Source organism: Streptomyces sp. NPDC051172 (assembly GCF_040682555.1).
In the GTDB taxonomy this organism is placed as follows: domain Bacteria; phylum Actinomycetota; class Actinomycetes; order Streptomycetales; family Streptomycetaceae; genus Streptomyces.
Genome location: NZ_JBFBBE010000056.1, coordinates 1 through 24,794, shown reverse-complemented (window position 1 = coordinate 24,794; position 24,794 = coordinate 1). Strand labels below are relative to the sequence as shown.

Sequence of the window (24,794 nt, the reverse complement as noted above, 5' to 3'; positions counted from 1 at the left end):
GCTCACGCCTTCAGCGTGTCCTTCCGGTACAGCCACGCCGCGCCGCCCGCGAACAGGACGAAGTAGACGACGAGGAGGGCGAGGTCCTTGGTCTCGGGGGACCGGCTCTGTTCGATGGCCCGTCCGAGGGCAGCGTACGCGTGCGTGGGCAGCCACTTGGCGATGTCCTGCAGCCACTGCGGGAAGGTCGAGGACGGCATCCACAGGCCGCCGAGGATCGACAGACCGAAGTACGTGATCATCGTGATCGGACGGACCGCGTCCCCGGTGGCCAGGTAGCCGATGGCGACGCCGAGCGCGGCGAAGACCAGGCTGCCGGCCCAGATCGCCCCGGTGAGCGCGAACCACTGCCAGGCATCCAGCCGAACGCCCCGCACGGCCGCGGCGACCAGGAAGACCACCACGATGGACGGCAGGCTGACGACGGCGGCGCTGGCGGTCTTGGCGAGGACATAGCCGCGCCCGGGCAGCGTGGTCAGCCGCAGCTGCCGTACCCAGCCGCCCTCCCGCTCCTTGGCGATGCGCTCGCTGTTGCCCATGAGGACCGCGGTCAGAGCGCCGAAGGAGGCCATGGAGACCATGACGTACGAGGCGACGCTCAGTCCGGTGCCGTCGACCTTCCCGGTCTGGTTGGAGACCAGCAGGAAGATCACCGACGGGTAGATCACCGAGAAGAACAGGAACTTGCGGTTGCGCAGGGCGCGGGTGAGCTCCAGCTTGATGAGGCTGTTCACGACTGCTTCGCCTCCTCGGCGGCGGTGATGGCGACGAAGGCCTGCTCCAGACCGAGCCCGGCGACTTCGAGGTTGCGGGGGTAGACACCGAGGCCGTACAGGGCGTGCACGGTCGCGTCGGCGTCGGAGGACTGGATGCGGACGGTCTGGCCGGATATGTCCACAGAGGTCAGAAACGGGAGTGCCCTGATCGGTGCCTCGTCGATGGGCCCCTCCAGATCGAACGACACCCGCCGTGCCCCGGCCTTCGCCTTGATCTCGGCCGCCGTGCCGTCCGCCAGCAGCCGTCCCCGGTGCAGGACCAGCACACGGTCGGCGATGGCGTCGGCCTCCTCCAGGTAGTGCGTGGCGAACAGGACCGTACGGCCCTGGTCGGCCTGCTCGCGCATGGTGGCCCAGAAGGCCTGGCGGGCGGAGACGTCCATGCCGGTGGTCGGCTCGTCGAGGACGATCAGGTCGCTGTCGCCCGCCGTGGCGAGGGCGAACCGGACGCGCTGGGCCTGGCCGCCGGAGAGCTTGTTGACCTTTCGGTCGGCGATCTGCGAGATGCCGGCGCGGGCGAGCACGTCCTTGGCCTTGTACGGCTTGGGGTGCAGGTCGCAGGCGAGCTTCACCAGTTCGGCGACCGTGACCTCGTCCATCAGCCCGCCGCTCTGCAGCATGGCGCCCACGCGTCCGGCGACGATGGCCTCGCGCGGGCTGGCGCCGAAGACGCGGACCGTGCCGCTGTCGGCGAGCTTGAGGCCGAGCAGCAGGTCGAGGGTGGTCGACTTGCCGGCCCCGTTCGGCCCCAGCAGGGCCACGGTCTCCCCCGGGTGCAGGGCGAGGGTCAGCCCGTCGACGGCCCGTACGTTCCCGTAGGTCTTGCTCACCTGGTCGAAGCCGACCACCGGGGCGGTGGTCGCTTTCGCTGTCGTCGTCATGGGATCCATCGTCGCCGCGCAGGCCTGGGGCACGGCAGTGTCGGCGGTCCTGACTGCCGGATGACAGATGTCATACGGCGGACGGTGACCTACGGCGAAAGGGGCACCCGGCCGCCTGCCGGATGCCCCCTTCGCGGGAGTGATGTCAGCTGGGGTTCGTCTGGATGACCCCGACCCGGTTGGTCTTGCTCAGCAGGGCCTGGCGCAGGGCGACGTAGACGTCCTGGGGGGTGACGGCCGTCTTCTTTCCGGTGCCCCTGGTGATCAGGACGCCGTCGAAGGCGCCGCCGTAGAGGTTCTTCAGCGCGGTGAGGTCCGGCTTGTCGACGAGCTTGCCGCCCACGGCCTGGACCCTGAGGAACTTCCACAGCGAGTTCTGCGGGCTGAACTTGACCTGCGCCACGCCCGCCCGGACCGTGACGATGCCCGACATCGCGGGCTCGGCGAAGGCCTTCATCTCCCGGTCGACCTCGGCGTTCGTGACCGTCGGCTGCTGGGTCGTGGTGACGACCGCGACCGGTTCGGTGGAGTTGGTCTCCACCTGGCTGCGGTAGGCCTCCTCGACCGCCTGGGCCGACTTGGCGGCGTCGATGCCCTTGCCCGCCTTGCCGTAGACGGCGACAGCCTTGCCGGACTTGAACTCGATCGTGCCCTCGGTCATCGAGCCGGAGCCGCCCGCCGTGGACTGCAGGGCAGCGGTCAGCTTCTCCTCGTCGACGGGCATGACCGGGTCGACGACCCGGTGGTTGCCGAAGAGGGAGCCGATGACGGAGATCGGGTTGTAGTCGGCCTGTGCGGCCGCCGCGACCGTGGCCTGCTCGTCGAACTGCAGGCCCGCCTGGTCCGGCTTGAGCTCGACCGTCTTGCCGCCGACGGACAGCTTCAGCGGCTTGTTCACCCGGTCGCCAAAGGACGCGTCGAGCTTCTTCACGGCCTCGTCGCGGGTGCCGCCGCCGATGTCGACGCCGAGCACCGTGGTGCCCTTGGGCACGTCGGAGTGGTTCATCAGCAGCCCGGCGCCGTACGCGACACCGCCCACGATGACCACGCCGGTGCCGAGCAGCACCAGCTTGTTGCGCCCCTTCTTCTTTTTCTTGGGCGCTGAGGCCGAGGTGCTCTGGCCGCCCGGCTCGGGCAGCTTCGGCGGCGTGTGCGGCAGCGGGCCGTCGGTGTGGGAGCCGGGGCCGAACGGCGAGTTCCCGCCGGGCGACCCGACCGGGACGCCGCTGGTGACGGTGTGCCCGGAGATGTTGTCGGGCGCCGGGAAGCCCTGCTGGCCCGGCTCGGGGGCCGGCTTCTGCGGGGTGAGGATCGCGGTGTCGTCGCTGAGGCCGCCACCGGGGCCGAGGCCCGCGCCGTGCGCGCCGCCGATGGTCCCGGGGCCGCCGATGCCCGCGGGGCCGCCGAGCCCGGCAGGTGCGCCGGAGCCGCCGGGTCCCTTGGGCCCGGCAGGTCCGCCGGGTCCGGCACCGAAGGGCGAGGTCACGGGGCCGTCACCGGTGACCGGACCGACGGTCGGGCCTGCGGGGCCCTGGGCGCCCCCGCCCGGGCCGCCGCGGCCGCCCGGCCCGTTGAAGCCGCTCGCGCCGCCCGGGCCGCCGTAAGCGCCCTGGCCGTTCTGCCCGTTCTGGGTGCCGCGCTCGCCGTCCGAGAAGTACGGGAGGTCGTCACGGCGGGGCTCGCTGCCGGGGCGCGCGCCGTTGCCGAGCGGTCCGGCGGCCAGTGCCTCGGTGACGTCGAAGGAACCGGTGCCGCCGCCGTGCCCGGGGGCCACGGGGCCGCCGGTCGCTCCGGGGAGCCCGGCGCCGTTCGTCCCGCCCGGTCGGGGGGCGCCGCCGGGCCGGGAGCCGCCCGGCACGCTCATGGAGCCGACCACGCCACCGGGGCGGCCGGTGCCCGGACGGGCGCCGCCGGAAGGGGCACCCGCGCCGAAGGGCCCGGCGCCCGGGGCGGCCGGCGCGCCCGCGCCCGAACCGCCCGGCAGACCGGCTCCGTTGGTGGAGCCGCCGCCCTGACCGCCCTTGGCGGGCGCCGACTTGCGGGGCGCGAACCACCCGCTCGTCTTGTCCTCGGCGGGCTGAGCGGCCTCGGCCGGGGGCTCGACGGTGCCCATGGCCTGGGTGGCACCCGGCCCCGGAGCCTCGGTCTCCCCGGTGTCGTCGGAGCCCTCGGCGTCCGCGACGGGCGTACGCACGACGACCGGCGGAATGGGCCGCGACCCTGGGATGTTGATCCGGATCCGGGTCGTCAGTGTGGTCTCGGTCTTGCGGTCCTCCGGCTGCGCGGCCGAACGGCCCGCATCCGTACCGGCGTCGGAAGCCGTGGGGGTCCCGTACGGCGGCGTGCCCGACGGGTATGCGGCTTGGCCGCGCCCGTTGGGCCCGGAGGACGGAGTGTCAGTTTCACGACTCAAGGCAGGTTCTCCCGGTTGGCTCCGCCGCCCGACACAACCTCACGGGCGGCTCGGCGGCGCGCACCACCATACTGGCCACTTCTGGCGCGTATCCCATGACCGCCGGGGAAACCCACACGGGACTCCCACGCTCGGTTAATGGCGAAGTGGTACGTCACTCGCCAAGTCGGACGTCACGGGCACCTGGTTGCCGCCCCTGTCCAAGGGTGGCGCAGATCACAGCGACGGCCATCCCTCCGAAGAGGAAGAGATAGGAGCCGCCTCCCGCACCGAAGAGGAAGTCCCCCTCGGGTCTGCTGGCGGTGAGCAGGATGACGGAGATCATCCATCCGGCGGCAGGTGCGATCGCTCCGCCGCGGCTGCCGGTGGCCCGTCCGCCGCCGAGACAGAGCCCGGCCTCGCCCGCCAGCGCAAGCAGCAGCCCGCCGGGGAACCAGCCGGCCTGCACCAGCGCACCGGCCGCGCCGACGACCGCGCCGAGCATGAAGAGGCCCACGTACAGGAGCGTCCGCCCGGCGGAGGGCCGCTGCAGCGGCTGGGCGAGCAGGGGACCGCGCTCTGTCATGACGCCTCCTCGGCACCGGCGAAGTCGATCCCGGCGAAGAGATCGGTCTCTCTCGGCTCTCCGGCCGCCCCGCGCACCAATTCGTAGTACTCGGTGGTGAAGAGGGGCTGCGCCTGTTCGTTGGAGAGCGCGAAGTACGGTTCGGCGACCTCGATCTGAGTGGCGTGGGCCCGCATCGCGGCGGCCTTGGCGGCGGCGTACGCGGTGCCGTCGATCTCGGCGGTGATCCGGTCGTCCGGGACGACACCCGGTACGTCCTCGATGACGGCGACCTTGGAAAAGGGGGCGGAGGGCAGACCGGACAGATCCTCCGCAAGCCGGGCGAAGGCACTCTCGGCGACGGAGCGCGGCACGCGGTTCCAGTAGACCTTGGGGATCTCCCACCCGGCCCGCGCGGCCAGTTCGGCGGCGCGCATGGCCACGCGGTGGGCCTGGATGTGGTCGGGGTGGCCGTATCCGCCGTTGTCGTCATAGGTGACGAGGACCTGGGGGCGTACCTCCAGGATGACCTCGACGAGGTGTGCGGCCGCCTCGTCCACGTCCGCCTGCCAGAAGCAGGCCGGGTCGTCGTTGTCGGCCAGGCCCATCATTCCGGAGTCGCGGTAGCGGCCGGGGCCGCCGAGCTGACGGAAGTCCTCGACACCGAGCTCGCGCATGGCGGCCGTGAGCTCCTGCAGGCGGTACTCGCCCAGGGCGGTGCCGGTGAGGTGCCGCAGCTCCGGCGGTATGACCTCGCCGAGCTCGCCCAGGGTGCAGGTGACCAGTGTCACGCGGGCACCCCCGGCCGCGTACGCGGCCATGGTCGCGCCGTTGTTGATCGACTCGTCGTCCGGGTGCGCATGCACCAGCAGCAGACGCCGGGAGGGCTGTTCCGTCATGGAGCCACCCTACGAGGCGGCACCGACAGCGCAGCGCAGCCCCGGGTCAGAACTTGAGGCTGCCGATCATCCCCGCGATGTTCGTCGTCAGCTCGTGGATGGTGGGAGCGACGGTCGAGGAGGCGAGATAGAACCCGAGCAGCATGCAGACGATCGCATGCCCCGCCTTCAGTCCTGACTTCTTGATCAGAAGGAAGACGATGATCGCCAGCAGCACAACCGCCGAAATCGAGAGTGCCACGGCGGCTCACCTCCAAAGGTCCCAAGAGCGCGGGGGTCGAACTTAGGGGCCGGACAGAACCACACAACAACCAGCAGGTTCATACCCACTATGCGCTAGTGATCATAACTATCCGACCGCGCGCATCGATCGGCGCACGGCCGCACAAGGGGGCGCATGGCCAATATGGTCAGGGCATGACGACGACGTCCGACTCCTTCCCCCGCAGGCACGCCCGCACCCAGCGGTTCACCCTGGGCGCGCCGCGCGCCTTCACCGTGGCGCCCGACGGCACCCGTGTCGCTTTCCTGCGCTCCACCTCCGGTACGGACATGGCGAGTTCCCTGTGGGTTCTCGATGTACGGGACGGCGGGGAGCGCGTGGCGGCCGACCCGCGCGCCCTGCTCGGCGGCGCCTCCGAGGAGCTTCCGCCCGAGGAGCGGGCGCGCCGCGAGCGCAGCCGCGAGGGCGGCGCCGGCATCGTCGGCTACGCCACCGACGCAGCCGTGGAGTTGGCGTCTTTCGCCTTGTCAGGGCGGCTTTTCACGGCCGAACTGCGGGCCGGTACGGCACGCGAACTCCCCGCCCCCGGACCAGTGATCGACCCGCGCCCCTCCCCCGACGGCCGGCACGTCGCCTATGTCGCGCAGGGTGCGCTGCGCGTGGTGGGCGCCGAGGGCAAGGACGAACGGGCCCTGGCGGAGCCGGAGTCGGCGAACGTCACCTACGGTCTGGCCGAGTTCATCGCGGCCGAGGAGATGGGCCGATCGCGCGGCTTCTGGTGGTCGCCGGACTCAGACCTGCTGCTGGTCGCGCGCGTGGACGACACGCCGGTACGGCGCTGGTGGATCTCCGACCCGGCCCAGCCGGAACGTGAGCCACAGCACGTCGCCTACCCGGCGGCGGGCACCGACAACGCGGACGTACGGCTGTTCGTGATCGGTCTGGACGGGGCGCGCACGGAGGTCGTCTGGGACCGGGCACGCTATCCGTACCTGGCGCATGTGCACTGGTCAGAAGCGGGCGCGCCCCTGCTGCTCGTCCAAGCGCGCGACCAGCGCAGCCAGTTGTTCCTGGCCGTGAGCCCGCGGACGGGCGCGACCCGGCTGGTGCACGCGGATGAAGATCAGGTTTGGCTTGATCTCTTCCCCGGGGTGCCCTGCTGGAGCCCGTCCGGACATCTGGTGCGCATCGTCGACGAGGGCGGCGCCCGGGTCCTGGCGGTGGGTGAACGCCCGCTGACGGGACCGCAGTTGCACGTGCGCGCGGTGCTGGACGTCTCGGACGACAACGTGCTGATCGCCGCGTCCGCCGGCGAGGAGGCCGACGCCCCCGAGACCGGCGAGGTGCATGTCTACCGCGTCAACGAGCTCGGCCTGGAGCGCGTCTCGCAGGAGCCCGGCGTGCACTCGGCGGTGCGTGCGGGGAGCGTGACCGTACTGGTGTCCGCCGCACTGGACCGGCCGGGCGCCCGCGTGCGGGTCCTTCGCGAAGGCAAGCACACGGCGACCGTCGCCTCGTACGCGGAGGACCCCGGTATGACCCCGCGGGTGACCCTCACCGAGGGGGGCGCACGGCGCATCCCGTGCGCCGTGCTGCTTCCCCGCGACCACGACGGCGAGACCCCGCTCCCGGTCCTCATGGATCCCTACGGCGGTCCGCACGGCCAGCGGGTGGTCGCCGCGCACAATCCGCATCTGACCTCGCAGTGGTTCGCCGACCAGGGGTTCGCAGTCGTGGTCGCGGACGGCCGCGGCACCCCGGGCCGCTCCCCGGCCTGGGAGAAGGCGGTCCGCGACGACCTCGCGGGGGCCACGGTCGAGGACCAGGTGGACGCGCTCCGGGCGCTCGCCGACCGCTTCCCCCTGGACCTGGGCCGGGTCGGCATCCGCGGCTGGTCCTTCGGTGGCTATCTGGCGGCACTCGCGGTGCTGCGCCGACCGGACGTCTTCCACGCGGCCGTGGTGGGCGCCCCGGTCACCGATCTGCGCCTCTACGACACCCACTACCAGGAGCGCTACCTCGGCCACCCGGACGAGCAACCGGAGGTGTACCGCCGCAACTCGCTCATCGACGACGCGGGACTGGTGGACGCGGCCGAGCCGCACCGGCCGATGATGATCATCCATGGTTTCGCCGACGACAACGTGGTGGTCGCCCACTCGCTGCGGCTGTCCTCGGCCCTGCTGGCCGCCGGCCGTCCGCACGAGGTGCTGCCGCTGTCCGGCGTCACGCACATGACCCCGCAGGAGTCGGTCGCCGAGAACCTGCTGCGGCTCCAACTCGACTTCCTGAAGCGGTCGCTGGGGCCGGCCTAGGCACGGCAACGGGCCGGGGCTACATGGCGAGCCCCGGCCCGTTTACGGCACCCGCACGGCCGTACGCTCTAGAGACTGACGTGTCCGTATATCGGAACCGGGTCGGCCAAGTTGCCTGCGTGTTACTCATCGGTCGGCACGACACCCGGCGCGGAGGGCCTGGTCGACGGAGCTTCTTCCGCGAAGTGGCAGGCCGAGTCATGGGCGGCCGGGCCGCTCACGCCCCGGAACGCGGCCGGCACCGCCAGCAGCGGTACCTCCAGCGCGCACCGCTCCTGCGCCTTCCAGCACCGCGTGCGGAAGCGGCAGCCGGAGGGAACGTTCGTCGGTGACGGCACATCTCCCGCGAGGATGATCCGCTCCCGGCGCTCCCTCGCGACCGGGTCGGGCACGGGGACGGCGGACAGCAGCGCCTGGGTGTAGGGGTGCGTCGGATGGTCGTAGATCTCGGCGTCCTTGCCGGTCTCCACGATCCGCCCGAGGTACATCACCCCGACCCGGTCCGAGATGTGCCGGACGATCGACAGGTCGTGCGCGATGAAGACGTAGGACAGCTCGAACTCGCTCTGCAGCCGGTCCATCAGATTGATGACCTGGGCCTGCACGGAGACGTCCAGCGCGGAGACCGGCTCGTCGGCGACGATCACCTCGGGGCGCAGCGCCAGCCCCCGTGCGATGCCGATGCGTTGGCGCTGGCCGCCGGAGAACTGGTGCGGATAGCGGTTGATGTACTCGGGGTTGAGCCCGACCACCTCCAGCAGCTCCTGGACCTTCGTGCGCCGGTCGCCCTTGGGCGCCACCTCGGGGTGGATCTCGTACGGCTCCCCGATGATGTCGCCCACGGTCATCCGGGGGTTGAGGGAGGTGTACGGGTCCTGGAAGACCATCTGGATGTTGCGCCGCACGGCTCGCAGGGCCTTGGCGGACAGCTTGCCGATGTCCTCGCCCTTGTAGCGGATCTCCCCCGCCGTCGGCTTCTCCAGGTTGACCAGCATCTTGGCGACCGTCGACTTGCCGCAGCCGGACTCGCCGACGATGCCGAGGGTTTCGCCGCGGGCGAGTTCGAAGTCCACGCCGTCGACGGCCTTCACCGCGCCGACCTGCTTCTTGAAGAGAATTCCCTGAGTGAGCGGATAGTGCTTGAAGAGCCCTCTGACCTGCAGAATCGACTCAGCCATTCATGCACTCCCTCCAGAAGTGGCAGGCGCTGCGGCGGTCCGGCTCTTCGCCGTTCACCTCGTACAGGGGCGGTTCGTCGGTCCGGCACACGTCCTGGGCCATCGGGCAGCGGGGGTGGAAGGCGCAGCCCGGCGGGATGTGCATGAGGTTGGGCGGCAGGCCCTTGATGGCGTAGAGCTCCTGGCCCTTCTGGTCGAGCCGCGGGATCGACTCCAGCAGGCCCTTGGTGTACGGGTGCGCGGGCACCTTGTAGATGTCGTGCACCGGGGCCGACTCGACGATCCGGCCCGCGTACATCACGGCGATCCGGTCGGCGACGTCGGCGACCACGCCCAGGTCGTGGGTGATCAGGATGAGCCCCATGTTGTACTCGCGCTGCAGCTCGGCGAGCAGGTCCATCACCTGGGCCTGGACGGTGACGTCCAGCGCCGTCGTCGGTTCGTCGGCGATGATCAGCGCCGGTTCCAGTGCCAGCGCCATCGCGATCATGATGCGCTGGCGCATACCGCCGGAGAACTGGTGCGGGTAGTCCTTGACCCGCTCCCCGGCGGCCGGGATCCGCACCCGTTCCATCAGCTCGACGGCCTTCGCGCGCGCGTCCTTGCGCGACATCCCCCGGTGCACGACGAACATCTCGCCGAGCTGGTCGCCCACGGAGAGCACGGGGTTGAGGGAGGACAGCGCGTCCTGGAAGATCATGGCCATCTCGGCGCCGCGGACCTTCCTGCGTTCCTCCTCCTTCAGCTTCAGCAGGTCCTTGCCCTGGAAGAGGATCTCGCCGCCCGTGATCCTCCCGGGCGGCATGTCGAGGATGCCCATGACCGCCTGCGCGGTGACGGACTTCCCCGACCCGGACTCGCCGAGCACGGCGAGGGTCTCCCCCGCGTCCACGCCGTAGTCGACCCCGTTGACGGCCTTGGCGACCCCGTCCCGGGTCCGGAACTCCACGTGCAGGTCCCGCACTTCGAGCAGCATGGCGGCGACTCACCTCAGCTTCGGGTCGAGGGCGTCGCGGACCGCGTCGCCGAGCATGATGAACGCCAGCACGGTGACCGCCAGCGCGCCGGCCGGCCACAGGAGCATGTGGGGGGCGTTGCGGATGTAGGGGGAAGCCGCCGAGATGTCGATGCCCCAGCTGACCGTGGGCGGCTTCAGACCGACGCCGAGGTACGACAGGGTCGCCTCCAGCGCGATGTACGTACCGAGCGCGATGGTCGACACGACGATCACCGGAGCGACCGCGTTCGGTGTGATGTGCCGCAGCAGGATGCGGGAGTCGGAGGCGCCGAGCGCGCGGGCGGCCTGCACGTAGTCGTTCTGCTTGGCGGTGATGACCGAGCCGCGGGCGATGCGGTAGACCTGCGTCCAGCCGAGCAGCACGATGAACCCGATGACCGGCCAGATCGTGTTGCTGGTCACCACGGAGAGCAGGACGAGTCCGCCGAGCACGACCGGGATCGCGAAGAAGATGTCGGTGATCCGGGACATCAGCGAGTCCCAGCCCCCGCCGAAGTACCCGGCGAGCCCGCCGAGGACCGAGCCGAGGAGCGCGACACCGAGCGTGGCCAGGACACCCACGCTGATGGAGATGCGGGTCCCGTACACCGTGCGGGTGTAGACGTCGCAGCCCTGGCCGTCGTAGCCGAAGGGGTGCCCCGGCTGGGAGCCCTCCTGGGCCTTGGCGAGGTCGCACTTGAGGGGGTTGCCGGAGGCGATCAGGGACGGCCACAGGGAGATCACGACCAGGAACAGGATCACCAGTGCCGAGACGATGAAGACCGGGTTGCGGCGCAGGTCGCGCCAGGCGTCGGACCACAGGGAGCGCGGCTTGCCCGCCGGGCCGGTGCCCTCCGGGCCGCCGGGGGTCCGCTCCAGGGTCTCCGCCTCGGTCACGGCGAGGTCCATCGCACCGCCCATGCCGGTGGAGGAGATGGCGCCCTCGGACTCGTACTGCTCAGGCATAGCGGATCCTCGGGTCGAGTACGGCGTACAGGATGTCGACCAGCAGGTTGGCCACCAGGAAGACGAGGACGAGTACGGTCACGAAGCCGACGACGGTCTGGGTGTTCTGGCGCAGGATGCCCTGGTAGAGCTGGTAGCCGACGCCGTGGATGTTGAAGATCCGCTCGGTGACGATCGCACCGCCCATCAGCGCGCCGATGTCGGTGCCGATGAAGGTGACCACGGGGATCAGCGAGTTGCGCAGCAGATGGCGGATGATCACCCGCTGCCGGGGCAGGCCCTTGGCGACGGCCGTGCGGACGTAGTCGGAGCGCCGGTTCTCCGCGATGGAGGTACGGGTCAGCCGGGTGACGTAGGCCAGGGAGACGGACGCGAGGACCAGGCCCGGCACGATCAGCTCGCCGAAGGTGGCGTCGGGGGAGACCGACGGTTTGATCCAGCCCCACTCGACGCCGAGGAGCAGCTGGAGCAGCAGGCCGGTCACGAAGGTGGGGACGGAGATGACCACGAGGGTGGCCAGGAGGACCGAGGTGTCGACCGGCCGGCCACGCCGCAGGCCGGTGATCACCCCCAGCGTGATGCCGAAGACGATCTCGATGAGGATCGCGACGATCGTCAGCCGGATCGTGACCGGGAACGCCGTCGACATCAGCTCGGTGACCTTCTGGCCGTTGAACGCGGTGCCGAAGTCGCCGGTGAAGACGTTCCCCATGTAGGTCAGGTATTGCTGCCACACCGGCTTGTCGAGGCCGAACTCCTTCTTCAGCTGCGCGGCCGTGGCCGGGTCGCACTGCCGCTCACCGCACAGTCCCGCGATGGGGTCGCCCATCACGTTCACCATCAGGAAGATCAGCAGCGTGGCCCCGATGAACACCGGGATCATCTGGAGCAGACGCCGGACCACGTACCGTCCCATGCGCGGTCAGCCGACCTTGATCTCGTTGTAGACCGGGACGCTGAACGGGTTCAGCGCGACGTTCGAGAGCCGGTCGGACCAGCCCGCGCTGCCGTTCTGGTACCAGAGCGGGATGGCCGCCATGTTGTCGCGGACGACCTTCTCGGCCTTCTGGAAGAGCCCGATCGCCTTGCTGGTGTCGGTCTCGGAGTTGGCCTGGTTGACGAAGTTGTCGAACTCCTTGTTGGACCACTTGCCGTCGTTGGAGGAGGCGTTGGTGTAGTAGAGCGGCTGCAGGAAGTTCTGGATGAGCGGGTAGTCCATCTGCCAGCCCGCCCGGAACGGGCCGGTCATCTTGTGCTGCCCGATCTGGTTGCGGAAGTCGGCAAAGGTGCCGATCGGGTTGCCGACGCAGGCCTTGTCGTTGCCGAGCGCGTTGTTGATGGAGTTGCAGACGGCGTCCACCCACTCCTTGTGGGAGCCCGTGTCCGCGTTGTACGAGATCTTGACCTGGCCGCCGGGCAGCCCGCCGCCTTCCTGGACCAGCTTCTTGGCCTCGCTGGGGTTGTACTCGCAGCTGCTCCCGCACAGCCCGTCCTGGAAGCCGCCCTTCGTGCCGAGGACCGGGGAGGTCCAGTCGGTGGCCGGGGTGCGGGTCTTCTGGAAGATCGTGTCGGTGATCTGCTTGCGGTTGATCGCCATGGACAGGCCCTTGCGGACCTTCTCCGAGCCGCTCTTGTTCCAGGCCGGGTCGTAGAACGGGAAGGCGAGCGTCTGGATGATGCCGGCGGGCGTGTTGAGGTACCGGTTGCCGAGGTCGCTCTTGACGTTCTTGAGCTGGGCGGCCGGGACGTCGTCCACCAGGTCGAGGTTGCCGGCCATCAGGTCGGTGTAGGCGGTGTTGTTGTCGGTGTAGACCTTGAGGTCCACACCGCCGTTCTGCGCCTTGTCCGTGCCGGGGTACCCGTCCCACTTCCTGAGGGACATCTTCGAGCCCTTGGTGTACGACTGCACCGTGTACGGCCCGTTGCCGACCGGCTTCTTGATCCACGCGGCGTGGTCGGAGAAGAACGCCGCGGGCAGCGGGTCGAAGGCCGCGTAGCCGAGGGTGTCGGGGAACGTCGAGAACTTCTGTGTCAGCTTGACGGTGAAGGTCCTGGTGCCGGTGACCTTGAGGCCGGAGAGCGTGTCGGCGGTCTGGCTGCCTGTTTCCGGGTGGACCTTGTCGTAGCCCTCGATGTACCCGAAGAAGTACGCGTTCTTCTGGTTGTTCTTGAGGCTGGCGCCGTAGTTCCAGGCGTCCACGAAGGACTTCGCGGTGACGGCCTCGCCGTTGCTGAACTTCCAGCCGCTCTTGACGGTGACGGTGAAGTTCTTCGAGTCCGAGGTGTCGATCTTCTCGGCGAGCATGTTCTTGGCGGCGCCGGTCTTCGGGTCGTACCGCTTCAACCCGCGGAAGATCATGTCGAGGACCTTGCCGCCCTGCACCTCGTTGGTGTTGGCCGGCTCCAGCGGGTTCTGGGGGTCCCCCCAGGAGGAGCTGAGCACCGCACTGCTGTTGCCACCGCCGCCACCGCCACCACCGCCGCCGCAGCCCGTCGCGGCAAGTGCGAGCGCCGCGGCGCCTGCGGCCCATTTGGCGTGCGTGGCTGCGGGCATGGGGGCCTCCTCGGGATACTGTCCGTTACCGGTCAATATCGGGTCCGAGACGGCACACCGCACTCGCACGCCGCCCGTTGGGGGAACGCGCCATCCGGATGGGTCAGCTCCCTCCGCACCCTGATGGGGAGAGGTCGTACCCGGTGAAGTCCGCGACGGGGACGTATCCGATGCGGAGCATGCCGGCCACCATGGGGTTCGCGCCCGCCATGGCGACGGGCATGCCGTCCGGGATCTCCCAGAAGGTACAGCGCATCACACGCTCATGGTCTCCCTCGTCCACGAGCCGAACCCCGCCCTGTGGGACCGGCTCCGGCGGGGTGAGCGTGCCGAGTCGGTCGAGAAGGGGCCGCCGGTCGCGCACCGGCGCTGCGCCCGTGTGCCGTTTCCACGCCCCGGCGAAAGCCGTGGCGGTGTCGTGGTCCGAGGTGACGCCGGAGAAGGTGTGCCCGAGGCCGGCCAGGTGGGCGGCGAGCATGTCGGCCTGCTCGGCGGAGAGGATGGTGAGGGTGGTGAGGGTCAGTCGGCCGCGCGGAGGCGGGTACAAGACGGCCCGGGCCTCGCCGGCCGACTCCGGTCGGCCGAAGACCCTGGCCTCGGCGCCGTACGCGTCCGCGTCGCTGGTTCTCAGTTTCTCGAGCGTCGTCGGCGGCGTGTTGTGCATGACGGGCGGAAGCGCAGGAAGTCCCCGGCTCGGGCGAGGATGGGGCGGCGGGTCCTGACACTCCCCGCCGCCCCTGAGATCATCTCCGCGGTACGGCCGACCAGTTGGCCGTTACTCCCCGGCGCCCTCCTCCAGCGCCGCCAGCGCCGGATCGAGCACGATGTCCTCCGCCCGACCCTCGATGGTCGGCTCCTCCGGGAAGTGACAGGCCGTCAGATGCCCGTCGTGGTTGCCGGAGAGCTGGATCAGCGGGGGCTCCTGGGTCGCGCATTTGTCCTGCGCCTTCCAGCAGCGGGTACGGAAACGACACCCGGAGGGCGGAGCGATCGGGGACGGGACGTCGCCCGCCAGACGGATGCGCTCGCGCCCGCCGGTGTCCTCGCCGCTCAGACTCACCTCGGGAACGGCGGACAGCAGGGCGTGGGTGTACGGGTGGCGAGGGCGGGTGTAGATGGAGTCGCGGTCACCGACCTCGATGATCTTGCCGAGGTACATCACCGCCACGCGCTGCGAGAAGTGCCGTACGACGGCGAGGTCGTGGGCGATGAACAGGAACGCGATGCCGAGTTCGTCCTGCACCTTCTGGAGCAGGTTCACCACCTGGGCCTGGATCGACACGTCCAGGGCCGACACCGGCTCGTCCGCGACGATCAGCTTCGGTTCGAGCGCCAACGCCCGCGCCACGCCGATGCGCTGACGCTGGCCGCCGGAGAACTCGTGCGGGAAGCGGTTGTAGTGCTCCGGGTTCAGACCGACGATCTCGAGCAGCTCGCGTACGCGCTTCTCGCGGCCGCCCTCCGGCTCGATGCCGTTGATCTCCATCGGACCGGAGATGATCTTGCCGACCGTCTGCCGCGGGTTCAGCGACGAGTACGGGTCCTGGAAGATCATCTGGATCTCGGAGCGGATCGGCGCCAGCTCCTTGCGCGTGGCGTGCGTGATGTCCTGGCCGCGGTAGGAGATCTTGCCGCCGGTGGGCTCCATCAGCCGGGTGATCAGCCGGCCGGTGGTCGACTTGCCGCAGCCGGACTCCCCCACCAGGCCGAAGCTCTCACCGACGTGCACGGTGAGGTCGAGACCGTCGACGGCCTGCACGGCGCCGACCGTACGGCGGATCGGGAAGCCGCCCTTGATCGGGAAGTGCTTGGTCAGGCCGGTGACTTCGAGCAGCGGTTCCCCGCTGGGGCCGCTGCCCGCGTCGCGGGGGGCGGGAAGGACGAGGTCCTCTGTCATGACGTGTCCTCCTAGCCCAGACGGGGCTTGATCTCTTCAACGAAGATGGTGTGCTTCTGTTCCGCCGTGAGGTGGCACGCCGATGCGCGGTCCGCGGCGAGCAGCGGGCGCTCGGTGACGCAGCGGTTGCCGCCGACCCGGTCCTGGAAGGTGCAGCGCGGGTGGAAGCGGCAGCCGGAAGGCGGCGTGAGCAGCGAGGGCGGTGCGCCGGGGATCGGCGCGAGCGGGGCGTCGAGGTCCGAGTCGAGGCGCGGCATGGAGTTCAGCAGACCCCAGGTGTAGGGGTGTTGCGGGGCGCGCATCACCTCGTTCACCGTGCCGCGCTCGACCGCGCCGCCCGCGTACATCACCATGATGTCGTCGGCCATGTCGGCGATGACGCCCAGGTCGTGGGTGATGAAGATGATCGCCGAGCCGAACTCCTGCTGGAGGTCCTTCAGCAGGTCGAGGATCTGGGCCTGGACCGTCACGTCCAGGGCCGTCGTCGGCTCGTCGGCGATCAGCAGGTCGGGGTCGCAGACCAGCGCCATGGCGATCATCGCGCGCTGGCGCATACCGCCGGAGAACTGGTGCGGGTAGTCCTTCGCCCGCTCCTTGGGGTTCGGGATGCCGACCTTGCCGAGCATCTCGACGGCCCGGTCCCAGGCCGCCTTCTTCGAGGCCCCGGTGTGCTTGCGGTACGGCTCGGCGATCTGCCGGCCCACCGTGTAGTACGGCGAGAGCGCGGTGAGCGGGTCCTGGAAGATCATGGCGACCTTGTTGCCGCGCAGCTTCTCCAGCTCCGACTCCCGGGCGGTGGTGAGCTCCTTGCCCTCCAGCAGGATCTCGCCCTCGACGGTGGTGAACATCGGGTTGTGCAGGCCGAGGATCGTCAGGTTGGTGACGGACTTGCCGGAGCCCGACTCACCGACGATGCCGAGGGTCCGGCCCCGCTCCAGGTCGAAGGAGAGCCCGTTGACGGCCTTCACGACGCCGTCCTCGGTCTTGAAGCTGACGTGCAGGTCCCGCACGGAGAGGAAGGTGCCCGCGTCGGCCGGCACGGGGGCGCCGGCTTCCTTGGTCAATGTGGTCACGAGAGTGCTCCTCTTACCCGGCCTAGGAGAGCCGCACGCGCGGGTCGATGAAGGCGTAGCAGGCGTCGACGATGATGTTGAACAGCAGGATCATGGCGGCGGAGAACAGCATCACGCCCAGCAGCATCGGCAGATCGCTGAACTGAACGGAGTCCACGGCCAGTCGGCCGAGGCCGGCCAGTCCGAAGGTGTACTCCGTGATGATGGCGCCGCCCAGCAGCGAGCCGAGGTCGATGCCGAAGATGGTGACGATCGGGATCAGCGAGCCGCGCCAGGCGTAGCGGAAGAAGACGTACTTGCGCGACATGCCCTTGGCGCGGGCGGTGCGCACGTGCTCCTCCTGGAGCTGCTCGATCATCGACGAGCGCGCCATACGGGTGTACTGCGAGGCGAAGATCGTGGACAGCACCACCCACGGGATGATCAGCCCGGTGAACCAACTGACCGGGTTCGCGGTGAAGTCGTTGTAGACGGGCTTGTCGAAGAGGTGGGTCTGGTAGACGAGGGCCGCCAGCAACAGCGGACCGATGAAGTAGATCTGCAGCGACCCGATCACCATCGACCCCGCAGTGACCGACTTGTCGAAGAGTGTCCCCCGCTTCCAGGCGGCGAGCATGCCGGTGCCCAGACCCACGAACAGGAAGACCACCGCGGCACCCAGGGTGAGCGAGATGGTGGTGGGCAGGCGGTCCATCATGGTCGCCCAGACCTGGTCGTTGGTGTGGTACGAGTACCCGAAGCAGGGGGCGGGGCAGGGGCCCTGGGCGAACTGGTTGCTGCCGAGGACGAGGTTCTTCAGGAAGATCCCGTACTGCTCGGGAATCGACTTGTCCAGGCCGAGCACATGGTGGATGTTCGCGAGACTGGTCGGGTTGCAGGTCTTGCCGCACATCAGCAGCGCCGGATCACGAGGCATCCCGAAGAACAGCAAGAACGTCACGATGCTCAACAGGAAGAGGATGACGACGGCACCGAGGGTCCGGCGGACGAGGAAGCGCAGCATGACAGGGGCAGCTCTCTGACGTCAGCGGGCCGGGCGGTACCCGGTGCGACCACCGCGCGAGGCGGACGCACCGGGTACCGGTCGGACAGAGGGGTTACTTGATGAAGAGACGACGCGGGTCGATACCGCCGAGGACGTCGTCGTAGACCAGGCCGCCGACCTTGGAGCCGGAGATCTGGACCTGCTTGTAGTAGATGGTCGGGACGGCGTTGATGACGTCCTTGGCCAGGTACTGGTCGATCTTCTCCCACGCCTCGGCCGACTTGACCGGGTCCGCGATCTTGTTCGCGGCGTCGATGTCGGCGTTCACCTTGGGGTCGTTGACGTGCGAGTAGTTCGGCGAGCCGTCGGCGATCGTGCGGCCGTCGAACACCGGCGGGATCACGGTCGAGGCGGACGGCCAGTCGGCGCCCCAGGCGGAGGCGTAGATGTCGTAGTTGTTGTTGGCCTTGCCGACCTGGTCGTAGTACGTCTCGGCCGGGATGTCCTGGCGCTGAACGTTGAAGCCGGCGTTCTTCAGGGCCGCGGCGATGGCCGTGGAGTACTGCTGGCCCTCGGGCGTGTTCTGGTAGCCGTAGGTCAGCTTCAGGCCGAGCTTGCCGGCCTTCTTCAGCAGCGCCTTGGCCTTGGCCGCGTCACCGCCGGGGTTCTTCTTCTTGCCCCACGGGTCGAAGGAGGCGTCGTAGCCGCTGACGGTCGGGCTGATGTAGCCGCCGGCGACCTCCGCGGCCGAGCTGCCGCCGAAGGCGCGGATGATCGGCGTGATCGGCAGGGCGTAGGCGATGGCCTCACGGACCGTCTTGTCCTGCAGCGGCGCGTGGGACATGTTGATGTTGATCTGGCCGACGTAGGGCTGGTAGCCCGAGACCGTACGGGCCTTGATCGCCGCGTTGCCGCCGAGGACCGCGCTGATGTTGCCCGCGTCCACCGAGTTGTTGAAGCTGACGCCGGTCTGGTCGGTACCGGTGTCCGCGAGGAGCGCCTTGGTGGAGCCCTCGTACTGGACGTTGAAGGTGAAGTTGAACTGGTCCGGGTACTGGTTGCGGATCGGGTCCGTCTTCGGGTCCCAGTTGGTGTTCTTGACCAGCGTCATCGACTTGCCGGACTTGAACGACTGGATCTTGTACGGACCGGTCGCGAGCGGGGCCTTGTCGTACTTCTGCTGCGTGTCACCCTTCTTGGACACCACCGCGTAGCCCGCCATGGCGAGGGCGTACGGCAGGTCGGGGTGCGGCTTCTGGAAGTGGAAGACGATGGTCTTGGCGTCCGGCGTCTCGAGGACGCTGTCGGGCAGGTGCTTGCCCTTGTACGGGCCGTCCGGCAGCAGCTTGCGGTAGTCGGCGGCGCTGGAGGTGTTGGCCATCCACTGCTGGATGTACGTCGGGCCCTGGTTGATGAAGGGCGCGAACAGACGCTCGAAGGTCTGCCGGAAGTCCGCCGAGGTGATCGGCGTACCGTCCTGGAACTTGATGCCGTCCTTGAGGGTGTACTTCCAGGTCTTGCCGCCGTCCGTGGTGGTACCGGAGTCGGTGGCGAGGTCGCCGACGACCTCGTGCTTGCTGCCGTCGTTGCTGGTGGCCTTGTAGCCGGTGAGGCCTCTGAAGAGCAGCGTGGCCAGCGAGCCCTCGTCGGAGACGTATATCTGTCCCGGGTCGAGGTGGGCGTAGGAGTCGCGCTGCAGCACCTCCATGGCGCCGCCCTTCTTGGCGCCCGGGACGGCGGCGGCCGGACCCTGCGAGTCCGCCGCGTTGCCGAACTTGATGGACGCCTGCTGCCGCTTGGCGTTCTGCTGGTCCTTCTTCTCGTTGTCGCTGGCGTTGCTGCCGCCCTTGCTGCAGCCGGTGAGCACGAGTGCCCCCGCCGCGAGCACGGAGAGCGCGGCGTATGTCTGGCGTCCGCCCCTACTCATCACTGAAGTCTCCACCCATCTGTATGTCGCCTGATGCGAAGAAATTGCTGTGTGTATCCGGGCGAGGACGCCCAAACTCTCGGTCAGCGCGCTGCCCTGGGATCGAAGGCGTCCCTGACCGAGTCCCCGAACAGGTTGAACGCGACGACGAAGATGACCATCGAGACGCCGGGGAAGATCATGTAGGTGATGTCGTTCTGCAGGACGAGTTCGGTCGACGCCTTGGAGAACATCTGGCCCCAGTCGGGGGTCGGCTCGACGACGCCCACACCGAGGTAGGAGAGCCCCGCCTCGATGGTCACGAAGCTCGGCAGCATGTACGTCGCCTGCACGAGGATCGGCGTCACCACGTTCGGCAGGAGCTCCCTGCGGATGATCCGCCAGGGAGAGGCTCCGCTGACCTTCGCCGCCTCGATGAACTCCCTCTCGCGCAGGGCGAGAGTGGTGCCGCGCAGGATGCGGGCGAGGCTCATCCAGCCGAGGAACCACTGGACGATGATGAGCGCGAGCACGCGCACATAGGTCGGGGTCTCGTTGCGCGGGCTCACGAAGAGCGAGACCACCACCGGCATGCTGGCGATGAAGAACAGCTGCGAGGGGAAGGCCAGCAGGAAGTCGATGACCCGGCCGATCCAGTAGTCGGTCCTGCCCCCGAGGTAGCCGGCCGCGATGCCCAGCAGGATGCCCGTCACCACCGTGGCGACCGTCACCGCGAGGGAGATCATCAGCGAGGTGCGGATGCCGTAGATCAGCTTGGTGAACACGTCGTACCCGTTGCCGGGTTCGAGCCCGAACCAGAACTCGCTGCTGATGCCGCCGTTGGGCTGTACCGGTACACCCGCGCTGTCGAAGAGCTCCGGGCGCACGTCGGCGTAGATGGTGTACGGGTTCTTGCCGTACAGCTTCGCGATCAGTGGCGCGGCGGCCGCGATGACGAAGAAGAAGAGCACGACGAACGCCGAGATGACGCCGGTGCGGTCGCGCTTGAAGCGGATCCACATCAGCTGGCCGGGCGAGCGGCCCTCGAGCTTGGCCGCCGCGGCCTCCTTCGGAGGCTGGGGGGCGCCGTCGACGACGACCGACGTACCGCCGCCGTCAACCTCGATAGGACTGGTCACAGTTGGTCCATTTCAACAGGTGTGGGTGTGCCGAGCCGACGGCCGCCGCAGGGTGTGCGCGACCGGGGACCGGTTCATGAAGAAGTGTCGAAGCTCCCGAGGAAGCGAGAAATCCGCAGCCGGACGCGCGTAGGCGCTGGCCCGCGCTGAACGGCCGTCGAATCCCTCAGAGTGAACCGCCGCAACCAGCAGGGCAGTTGCCCATCGCGGGCGGCGTGGCCCACCTGGTGTTCATGACACCGCACATGGGGCTCCTCCTCATGACTCCACGTGTTCACCGACAGGCAGGGCATATGTCTGGTCCCCGCCACCCCTGACGGATAGACAGACATCCCTTGTGCTCGCGAGTCCACGCTGCCCCCACAGTGCGAGACCCGTCGACCCGAGCGCTACGCGCCTAACTATCTGCCATGAGCCATGGCCGAACCACACTCATAAGGTCTCGGTTCGATCACACCTTACGCGTACATCTTCCAAAATCCGGACAAAGGGTTTGCCGAAAGATCCCTGCGAAACGGACTTGTTACACACCTATCGGACCCGCATGTCCGTATACCGAACGCGACAGACATGAAAATTGAGTTGCGGATCTACGACCACTGTGCATAGGCCGCGCAGTCCATCACTTTCGGTCACCGGGCCTACGGCCCGGGGCCGTTCGCATCGCTCTCACGGCGGATGGCCAGAACTCACGCTGGCAGGAGCCTAGACCGGTTCGGTCCGCCTTTACGGATCCGGAACGAGAACTAGGGTTTTCCCTACATCTGTCTGAACACCGGGGAGTACTCGCTGACATGGACGGATGCGCCGGCCACGAGCCCGGCACCCCGCGGATGTCCAGACACGACTGGTGGGGAGTCGTGCTCCAGGCGCCCGATCCGCAGGCGCTGGCACGCTTCCATGCGGAGCTGCTGGGCTGGGAGGTCGCCAAGGAGGATTTCGACGCGGCGGCCATCGCACCGTCAGAGGGTGTGGCCTACATCGCCTTCCAGCGCGCGGACGGGTATGTCCCGCCGGTCTGGCCCGCTCGCACTCGGCGCACGGGAGAGTGGCCACCAGCCGCAGCACAACGTCAGGGTGCTGCTCGACCCGGCCGGGCACCCCTTCTGCCTCTACCAGGACGGCAGCAGTGGTTGGCGCAGTGACCCGGTTCGTTGCCGGGGGATGATGAGGCAGCAGGCGTGGGAAAGGAAGTGGGAGTCAGGTTTCTGAGGCGGCTGAGGCCGTGGATGCCAGGCCCGATCCTTCGGAGCCGGCATCCACGTGCCCTTGAGGTCAGCCGTGCTTGGCGCGGCTCGCCGCACGGGCGCGCTCGCGGGCGTCCAGGTTCACCTTGCGGATGCGGACCGCCTCCGGGGTGACCTCCACGCACTCGTCGTCGCGGCAGAACTCCAGCGACTGCTCCAGCGAGAGCTTGCGCGGCGGGACGATCGCCTCGAACGTGTCGGCCGAGGACGACCGCATGTTGGTGAGCTTCTTCTCCTTGGTGATGTTCACGTCCATGTCGTCGGAGCGCGAGTTCTCGCCGACGATCATGCCCTCGTACACCTCGGTGCCCGGCTCCACGAAGAGCACGCCGCGCTCCTGGAGGTTCGTCATCGCGAAGGCGGTGACGGCACCGGCGCGGTCGGCGACCAGCGAGCCGTTGTTGCGGGTCTGCAGCTGGCCGAACCAGGGCTCGTGGCCCTCGTGGATGGAGTGGCCGATGCCCGTGCCGCGGGTCTGGGTCAGGAACTCGGTACGGAAGCCGATCAGACCGCGGGAGGGGACCACGAACTCCATGCGGACCCAGCCCGAGCCGTGGTTGGACATGTTGTCCATGCGGCCCTTGCGGACGCCCATGAGCTGCGTCACCGCACCCATGTGCTCCTCGGGCACGTCGATCGTCATGCGCTCGACCGGCTCGTAGACCTTGCCGTCGACGTCCTTGGTGACGACCTGCGGCTTGCCGATGGTCAGCTCGAAGCCCTCGCGGCGCATCTGCTCGACCAGGATGGCGAGCGCCAGCTCACCGCGACCCTGGACCTCCCAGGCGTCCGGACGCTCGGTGTCGAGCACGCGGAGGGAGACGTTACCGATCAGCTCGCGGTCGAGGCGGTCCTTGACCTGACGCGCGGTGACCTTGCGGTCCTTGACCGCGGCCTTGTTGTCGGCGCCCTTGCCGGTACCGCCGCGACCGACCAGCGGCGAGGTGTTGGTGCCGATCGTCATCGAGATCGCCGGCTCGTCGACCGTGATCAGCGGCAGCGGGATCGGGTTCTCCGGGTCGGCCAGGGTCTCGCCGATCATGATGTCCGAGATACCGGCGACGGCGCAGATGTCACCGGGGCCGGCCTTCTCGGCGGGCTTGCGGGTGAGCGCCTCGGTCATCAGCAGCTCGGTGATGCGCACGTTGGACATCGTGCCGTCACGCTTGATCCACGTGACGGTCTGGCCCTTGCGCAGCTCGCCCTGCTCGACGCGGAGCAGCGCGATACGGCCGAGGAAGTTGTCGGCGTCCAGGTTGGTGACGTGCGCCTGGAGGGGGGCCTCCGCGTCGAACTCCGGGGCCGGGACGTGGGAGAGGATCGTGGAGAAGAACGGCTCCAGGCTGTCGCTGTCGGCCGGGACGGTGCCGTCCTCCGGCTTGGTCAGCGAGGCCACACCGTCACGCGCACACGCGTAGACGATCGGGAACTCGATCTGGTCCTCGTCGGCGTCCAGGTCGAGGAAGAGGTCGTAGGTCTCGTTGACCACCTCGTCGATCCGGGAGTCCGGGCGGTCCGTCTTGTTGATGCACAGGATGACGGGCAGGCGCTGCTGGAGGGCCTTGCGCAGCACGAACCGGGTCTGCGGCAGCGGGCCCTCGGAGGCGTCGACCAGCAGGACCACCGCGTCCACCATCGACAGACCGCGCTCGACCTCGCCACCGAAGTCGGCGTGACCCGGGGTGTCGATGATGTTGATGGTGATGACGTCGCCGCCATCCTTCGGGTGGTACTTCACGGCCGTGTTCTTGGCCAGGATCGTGATGCCCTTCTCACGCTCCAGGTCGTTCGAGTCCATCATTCGGTCGTCGAGCGACTCGGCGGCGTGCGCGGCGAAGGCACCGGCCTGCTTCAGCATGGCGTCGACGAGGGTCGTCTTGCCGTGGTCGACGTGGGCGACGATGGCGACGTTGCGGATGTCGTGGCGCGTGGCCATGAAGGCGTACTCCTGGAGTGTGAGGAAGGCCGACGCGTACGTCTGTGTTACGCGGACCCTGCCGGGCTGGACACGCCACGGCCTCACCCCATGGTACGGGGCCTCGGCCGCGGCGGCTCGCCCGGGCCGTCGGCTCAGGCGTCCCGCACTGCCGGGGAGCCCGCCGCACAGGAGTGCCGGGCCGCCTGGCGAGCGAGGCCGTCGCGGGCGACGTTCACCTGGCAGTCGAGGATGCCGGTCAGGTCGACCGTCCAGTTGCGTGCATGGCCCGTGGTGGTGCCGCCGTCGGCGCAGGAGTAGCGGAAGTCACCTTCCTCCATCCGCACTCCGGCGTACTGCACGAAGTGCCCGGCTCCGTCGATCCGGCTGGTGCGGCCGACCGGTGCCGGGGCCTTGGCGTGCACATCCGTGAAGGCGTACGTCGTGCCGTCGTCGTCCTCCGCAAGCGTGCGCGCGTCGGAGTCGATCGCGCCGATCCTCTTGCCCAGCGAGAAGAGGACCTCGGCGGCGGAGACGGCCGGTCCCGCGCCGCGCACCGAGGGCCGCGGGCTGGACACGCGCCGCATGCCGTGCCGCAGCGGCCCGCCGCCGACGCCCAGCACCTCCACGTCGGAGACGCCGGTCAGCTCGTCCGTGTGCCTGATACCGGACCAGGTGAAGCTGCCGTCGGCACAGGCCCTCACCGGTGCCTTCGCCTCATGGTGTCCGCTCGCGCCGCCGGTGCAGGCCGTGAGCCCGGCGAACAACACCGCCGCGGCCAGACCCGCCGTGCCACTACCGCGTGCGACACCACGCATGCCCCGCCCCCGTCCGCCCCGCGCACGGACGCCCGGCGCCCGCACCATGATCGATACCGACCTCATGG

The 24,794-nt window shown here is 69.0% G+C and carries 20 protein-coding genes and 1 pseudogene; 2 read left to right on the top strand and 19 right to left on the bottom strand.

Translation table 11 applies throughout. The features are described from left to right. Nucleotides 1–2 precede the first annotated feature (2 nt). From AB0N07_RS29360 to AB0N07_RS29335, 6 genes are all read right to left on the bottom strand, one after another. Nucleotides 3–734 carry an ABC transporter permease gene (locus AB0N07_RS29360; protein ID WP_365840125.1) on the bottom strand — a complete coding sequence of 244 codons (732 nt, stop codon included), beginning with the start codon at nt 732–734 and terminating at the stop codon, nt 3–5. Then, nucleotides 731–1,657, bottom strand: coding sequence for an ABC transporter ATP-binding protein (locus AB0N07_RS29355; RefSeq protein WP_365840123.1), 927 nt, complete (start codon nt 1,655–1,657; stop codon nt 731–733). The genes AB0N07_RS29360 and AB0N07_RS29355 overlap by 4 nt, the downstream gene beginning before the upstream one ends. A 145-nt stretch (nt 1,658–1,802) precedes the next feature. Further along, the gene (locus tag AB0N07_RS29350) at nt 1,803–4,070 is read right to left on the bottom strand and encodes a hypothetical protein (protein ID WP_365840121.1); all 2,268 of its coding nucleotides are present in this window, start codon (nt 4,068–4,070) and stop codon (nt 1,803–1,805) included. Nucleotides 4,071–4,224: 154 nt separating this feature from the next. Next, nucleotides 4,225–4,635, bottom strand: coding sequence for a DUF6113 family protein (locus tag AB0N07_RS29345; protein WP_365840119.1), 411 nt, complete (start codon nt 4,633–4,635; stop codon nt 4,225–4,227). Then, a complete protein-coding gene (gene mshB, locus AB0N07_RS29340; protein ID WP_365840117.1) occupies nt 4,632–5,513 on the bottom strand; it encodes an N-acetyl-1-D-myo-inositol-2-amino-2-deoxy-alpha-D-glucopyranoside deacetylase in 882 nt (293 codons plus the stop codon). The genes AB0N07_RS29345 and mshB overlap by 4 nt, the downstream gene beginning before the upstream one ends. Nucleotides 5,514–5,559: 46 nt before the next feature. Beyond that, a complete protein-coding gene (locus tag AB0N07_RS29335) occupies nt 5,560–5,754 on the bottom strand; it encodes a hypothetical protein (RefSeq protein WP_276107604.1) in 195 nt (64 codons plus the stop codon). A gap of 176 nt (nt 5,755–5,930) precedes the next feature. Between AB0N07_RS29335 and AB0N07_RS29330 the strand changes: the two genes are divergently transcribed. After that, nucleotides 5,931–8,051, top strand: a complete 2,121-nt coding sequence (locus AB0N07_RS29330) for a prolyl oligopeptidase family serine peptidase (RefSeq protein WP_365840115.1) — start codon at nt 5,931–5,933, stop codon at nt 8,049–8,051. A gap of 122 nt (nt 8,052–8,173) precedes the next feature. Here AB0N07_RS29330 and AB0N07_RS29325 read toward each other — a convergent pair whose 3' ends face one another. From AB0N07_RS29325 to AB0N07_RS29275, 11 genes are all read right to left on the bottom strand, one after another. Beyond that, nucleotides 8,174–9,229 carry a dipeptide ABC transporter ATP-binding protein gene (locus AB0N07_RS29325; RefSeq protein ID WP_365840113.1) on the bottom strand — a complete coding sequence of 352 codons (1,056 nt, stop codon included), beginning with the start codon at nt 9,227–9,229 and terminating at the stop codon, nt 8,174–8,176. Continuing rightward, nucleotides 9,222–10,205, bottom strand: a complete 984-nt coding sequence (locus tag AB0N07_RS29320; RefSeq protein ID WP_365840111.1) for an ABC transporter ATP-binding protein — start codon at nt 10,203–10,205, stop codon at nt 9,222–9,224. Before AB0N07_RS29320 ends, AB0N07_RS29325 begins: the two co-directional genes overlap by 8 nt. Before the next feature lie 9 nt (nt 10,206–10,214). Further along, on the bottom strand, nt 10,215–11,192 hold the full coding sequence (locus tag AB0N07_RS29315) for an ABC transporter permease (RefSeq protein ID WP_365840109.1): 978 nt from the start codon (nt 11,190–11,192) through the stop codon (nt 10,215–10,217). Then, nucleotides 11,185–12,108, bottom strand: coding sequence for an ABC transporter permease (locus AB0N07_RS29310; protein WP_365840107.1), 924 nt, complete (start codon nt 12,106–12,108; stop codon nt 11,185–11,187). The genes AB0N07_RS29315 and AB0N07_RS29310 overlap by 8 nt, the downstream gene beginning before the upstream one ends. 6 nt (nt 12,109–12,114) lie before the next feature. Further along, entirely contained in the window at nt 12,115–13,746 is a 1,632-nt protein-coding gene (locus AB0N07_RS29305; protein WP_365840105.1) for an ABC transporter substrate-binding protein, read from the bottom strand. 103 nt (nt 13,747–13,849) lie between these two features. After that, nucleotides 13,850–14,410 carry a hypothetical protein gene (locus AB0N07_RS29300; protein ID WP_365840103.1) on the bottom strand — a complete coding sequence of 187 codons (561 nt, stop codon included), beginning with the start codon at nt 14,408–14,410 and terminating at the stop codon, nt 13,850–13,852. Nucleotides 14,411–14,521: 111 nt separating this feature from the next. Continuing rightward, complete coding sequence (locus tag AB0N07_RS29295) at nt 14,522–15,643, bottom strand: oligopeptide/dipeptide ABC transporter ATP-binding protein (RefSeq protein ID WP_365840101.1); 1,122 nt, start codon at nt 15,641–15,643, stop codon at nt 14,522–14,524. An 11-nt stretch (nt 15,644–15,654) separates the two neighbouring features. Further along, on the bottom strand, nt 15,655–16,716 hold the full coding sequence (locus tag AB0N07_RS29290) for an ABC transporter ATP-binding protein (RefSeq protein ID WP_365840099.1): 1,062 nt from the start codon (nt 16,714–16,716) through the stop codon (nt 15,655–15,657). 22 nt (nt 16,717–16,738) lie between these two features. Further along, complete coding sequence (locus tag AB0N07_RS29285) at nt 16,739–17,719, bottom strand: ABC transporter permease (protein ID WP_365840097.1); 981 nt, start codon at nt 17,717–17,719, stop codon at nt 16,739–16,741. A 94-nt stretch (nt 17,720–17,813) separates the two neighbouring features. Further along, entirely contained in the window at nt 17,814–19,628 is a 1,815-nt protein-coding gene (locus AB0N07_RS29280; protein ID WP_365840095.1) for an ABC transporter substrate-binding protein, read from the bottom strand. 83 nt (nt 19,629–19,711) lie between these two features. Continuing rightward, the gene (locus tag AB0N07_RS29275) at nt 19,712–20,746 is read right to left on the bottom strand and encodes an ABC transporter permease (protein ID WP_365840093.1); all 1,035 of its coding nucleotides are present in this window, start codon (nt 20,744–20,746) and stop codon (nt 19,712–19,714) included. Nucleotides 20,747–21,579: 833 nt separating this feature from the next. Here AB0N07_RS29275 and AB0N07_RS29270 point away from each other — a divergent pair. Then, nucleotides 21,580–21,868 (top strand): annotated as a pseudogene (locus AB0N07_RS29270) (VOC family protein); the annotation flags it as partial. Between the two features lie 153 nt (nt 21,869–22,021). Here the strand turns inward: AB0N07_RS29270 and typA are convergent. Next, on the bottom strand, nt 22,022–23,929 hold the full coding sequence (typA, locus tag AB0N07_RS29265; protein ID WP_365840091.1) for a translational GTPase TypA: 1,908 nt from the start codon (nt 23,927–23,929) through the stop codon (nt 22,022–22,024). 134 nt (nt 23,930–24,063) lie between these two features. Further along, nucleotides 24,064–24,794 (bottom strand): hypothetical protein (locus AB0N07_RS29260; protein WP_365840088.1); only part of this gene is annotated, 731 nt, incomplete at its 5' end.

Coding starts and splice junctions, on each gene's coding strand:
- AB0N07_RS29355 (WP_365840123.1), bottom strand. CDS start 1,657: ATGACGACGACAGCGAAAGCGACCACCGCCCCGGTGGTCGGCTTCGAC.
- AB0N07_RS29330 (WP_365840115.1), top strand. CDS start 5,931: ATGACGACGACGTCCGACTCCTTCCCCCGCAGGCACGCCCGCACCCAG.
- AB0N07_RS29325 (WP_365840113.1), bottom strand. CDS start 9,229: ATGGCTGAGTCGATTCTGCAGGTCAGAGGGCTCTTCAAGCACTATCCG.
- typA (WP_365840091.1), bottom strand. CDS start 23,929: ATGGCCACGCGCCACGACATCCGCAACGTCGCCATCGTCGCCCACGTC.
- AB0N07_RS29320 (WP_365840111.1), bottom strand. CDS start 10,205: ATGCTGCTCGAAGTGCGGGACCTGCACGTGGAGTTCCGGACCCGGGAC.
- AB0N07_RS29280 (WP_365840095.1), bottom strand. CDS start 19,628: ATGAGTAGGGGCGGACGCCAGACATACGCCGCGCTCTCCGTGCTCGCG.
- mshB (WP_365840117.1), bottom strand. CDS start 5,513: ATGACGGAACAGCCCTCCCGGCGTCTGCTGCTGGTGCATGCGCACCCG.
- AB0N07_RS29315 (WP_365840109.1), bottom strand. CDS start 11,192: ATGCCTGAGCAGTACGAGTCCGAGGGCGCCATCTCCTCCACCGGCATG.
- AB0N07_RS29295 (WP_365840101.1), bottom strand. CDS start 15,643: ATGACAGAGGACCTCGTCCTTCCCGCCCCCCGCGACGCGGGCAGCGGC.
- AB0N07_RS29300 (WP_365840103.1), bottom strand. CDS start 14,410: ATGCACAACACGCCGCCGACGACGCTCGAGAAACTGAGAACCAGCGAC.
- AB0N07_RS29305 (WP_365840105.1), bottom strand. CDS start 13,746: ATGCCCGCAGCCACGCACGCCAAATGGGCCGCAGGCGCCGCGGCGCTC.
- AB0N07_RS29345 (WP_365840119.1), bottom strand. CDS start 4,635: ATGACAGAGCGCGGTCCCCTGCTCGCCCAGCCGCTGCAGCGGCCCTCC.
- AB0N07_RS29285 (WP_365840097.1), bottom strand. CDS start 17,719: ATGCTGCGCTTCCTCGTCCGCCGGACCCTCGGTGCCGTCGTCATCCTC.
- AB0N07_RS29310 (WP_365840107.1), bottom strand. CDS start 12,108: ATGGGACGGTACGTGGTCCGGCGTCTGCTCCAGATGATCCCGGTGTTC.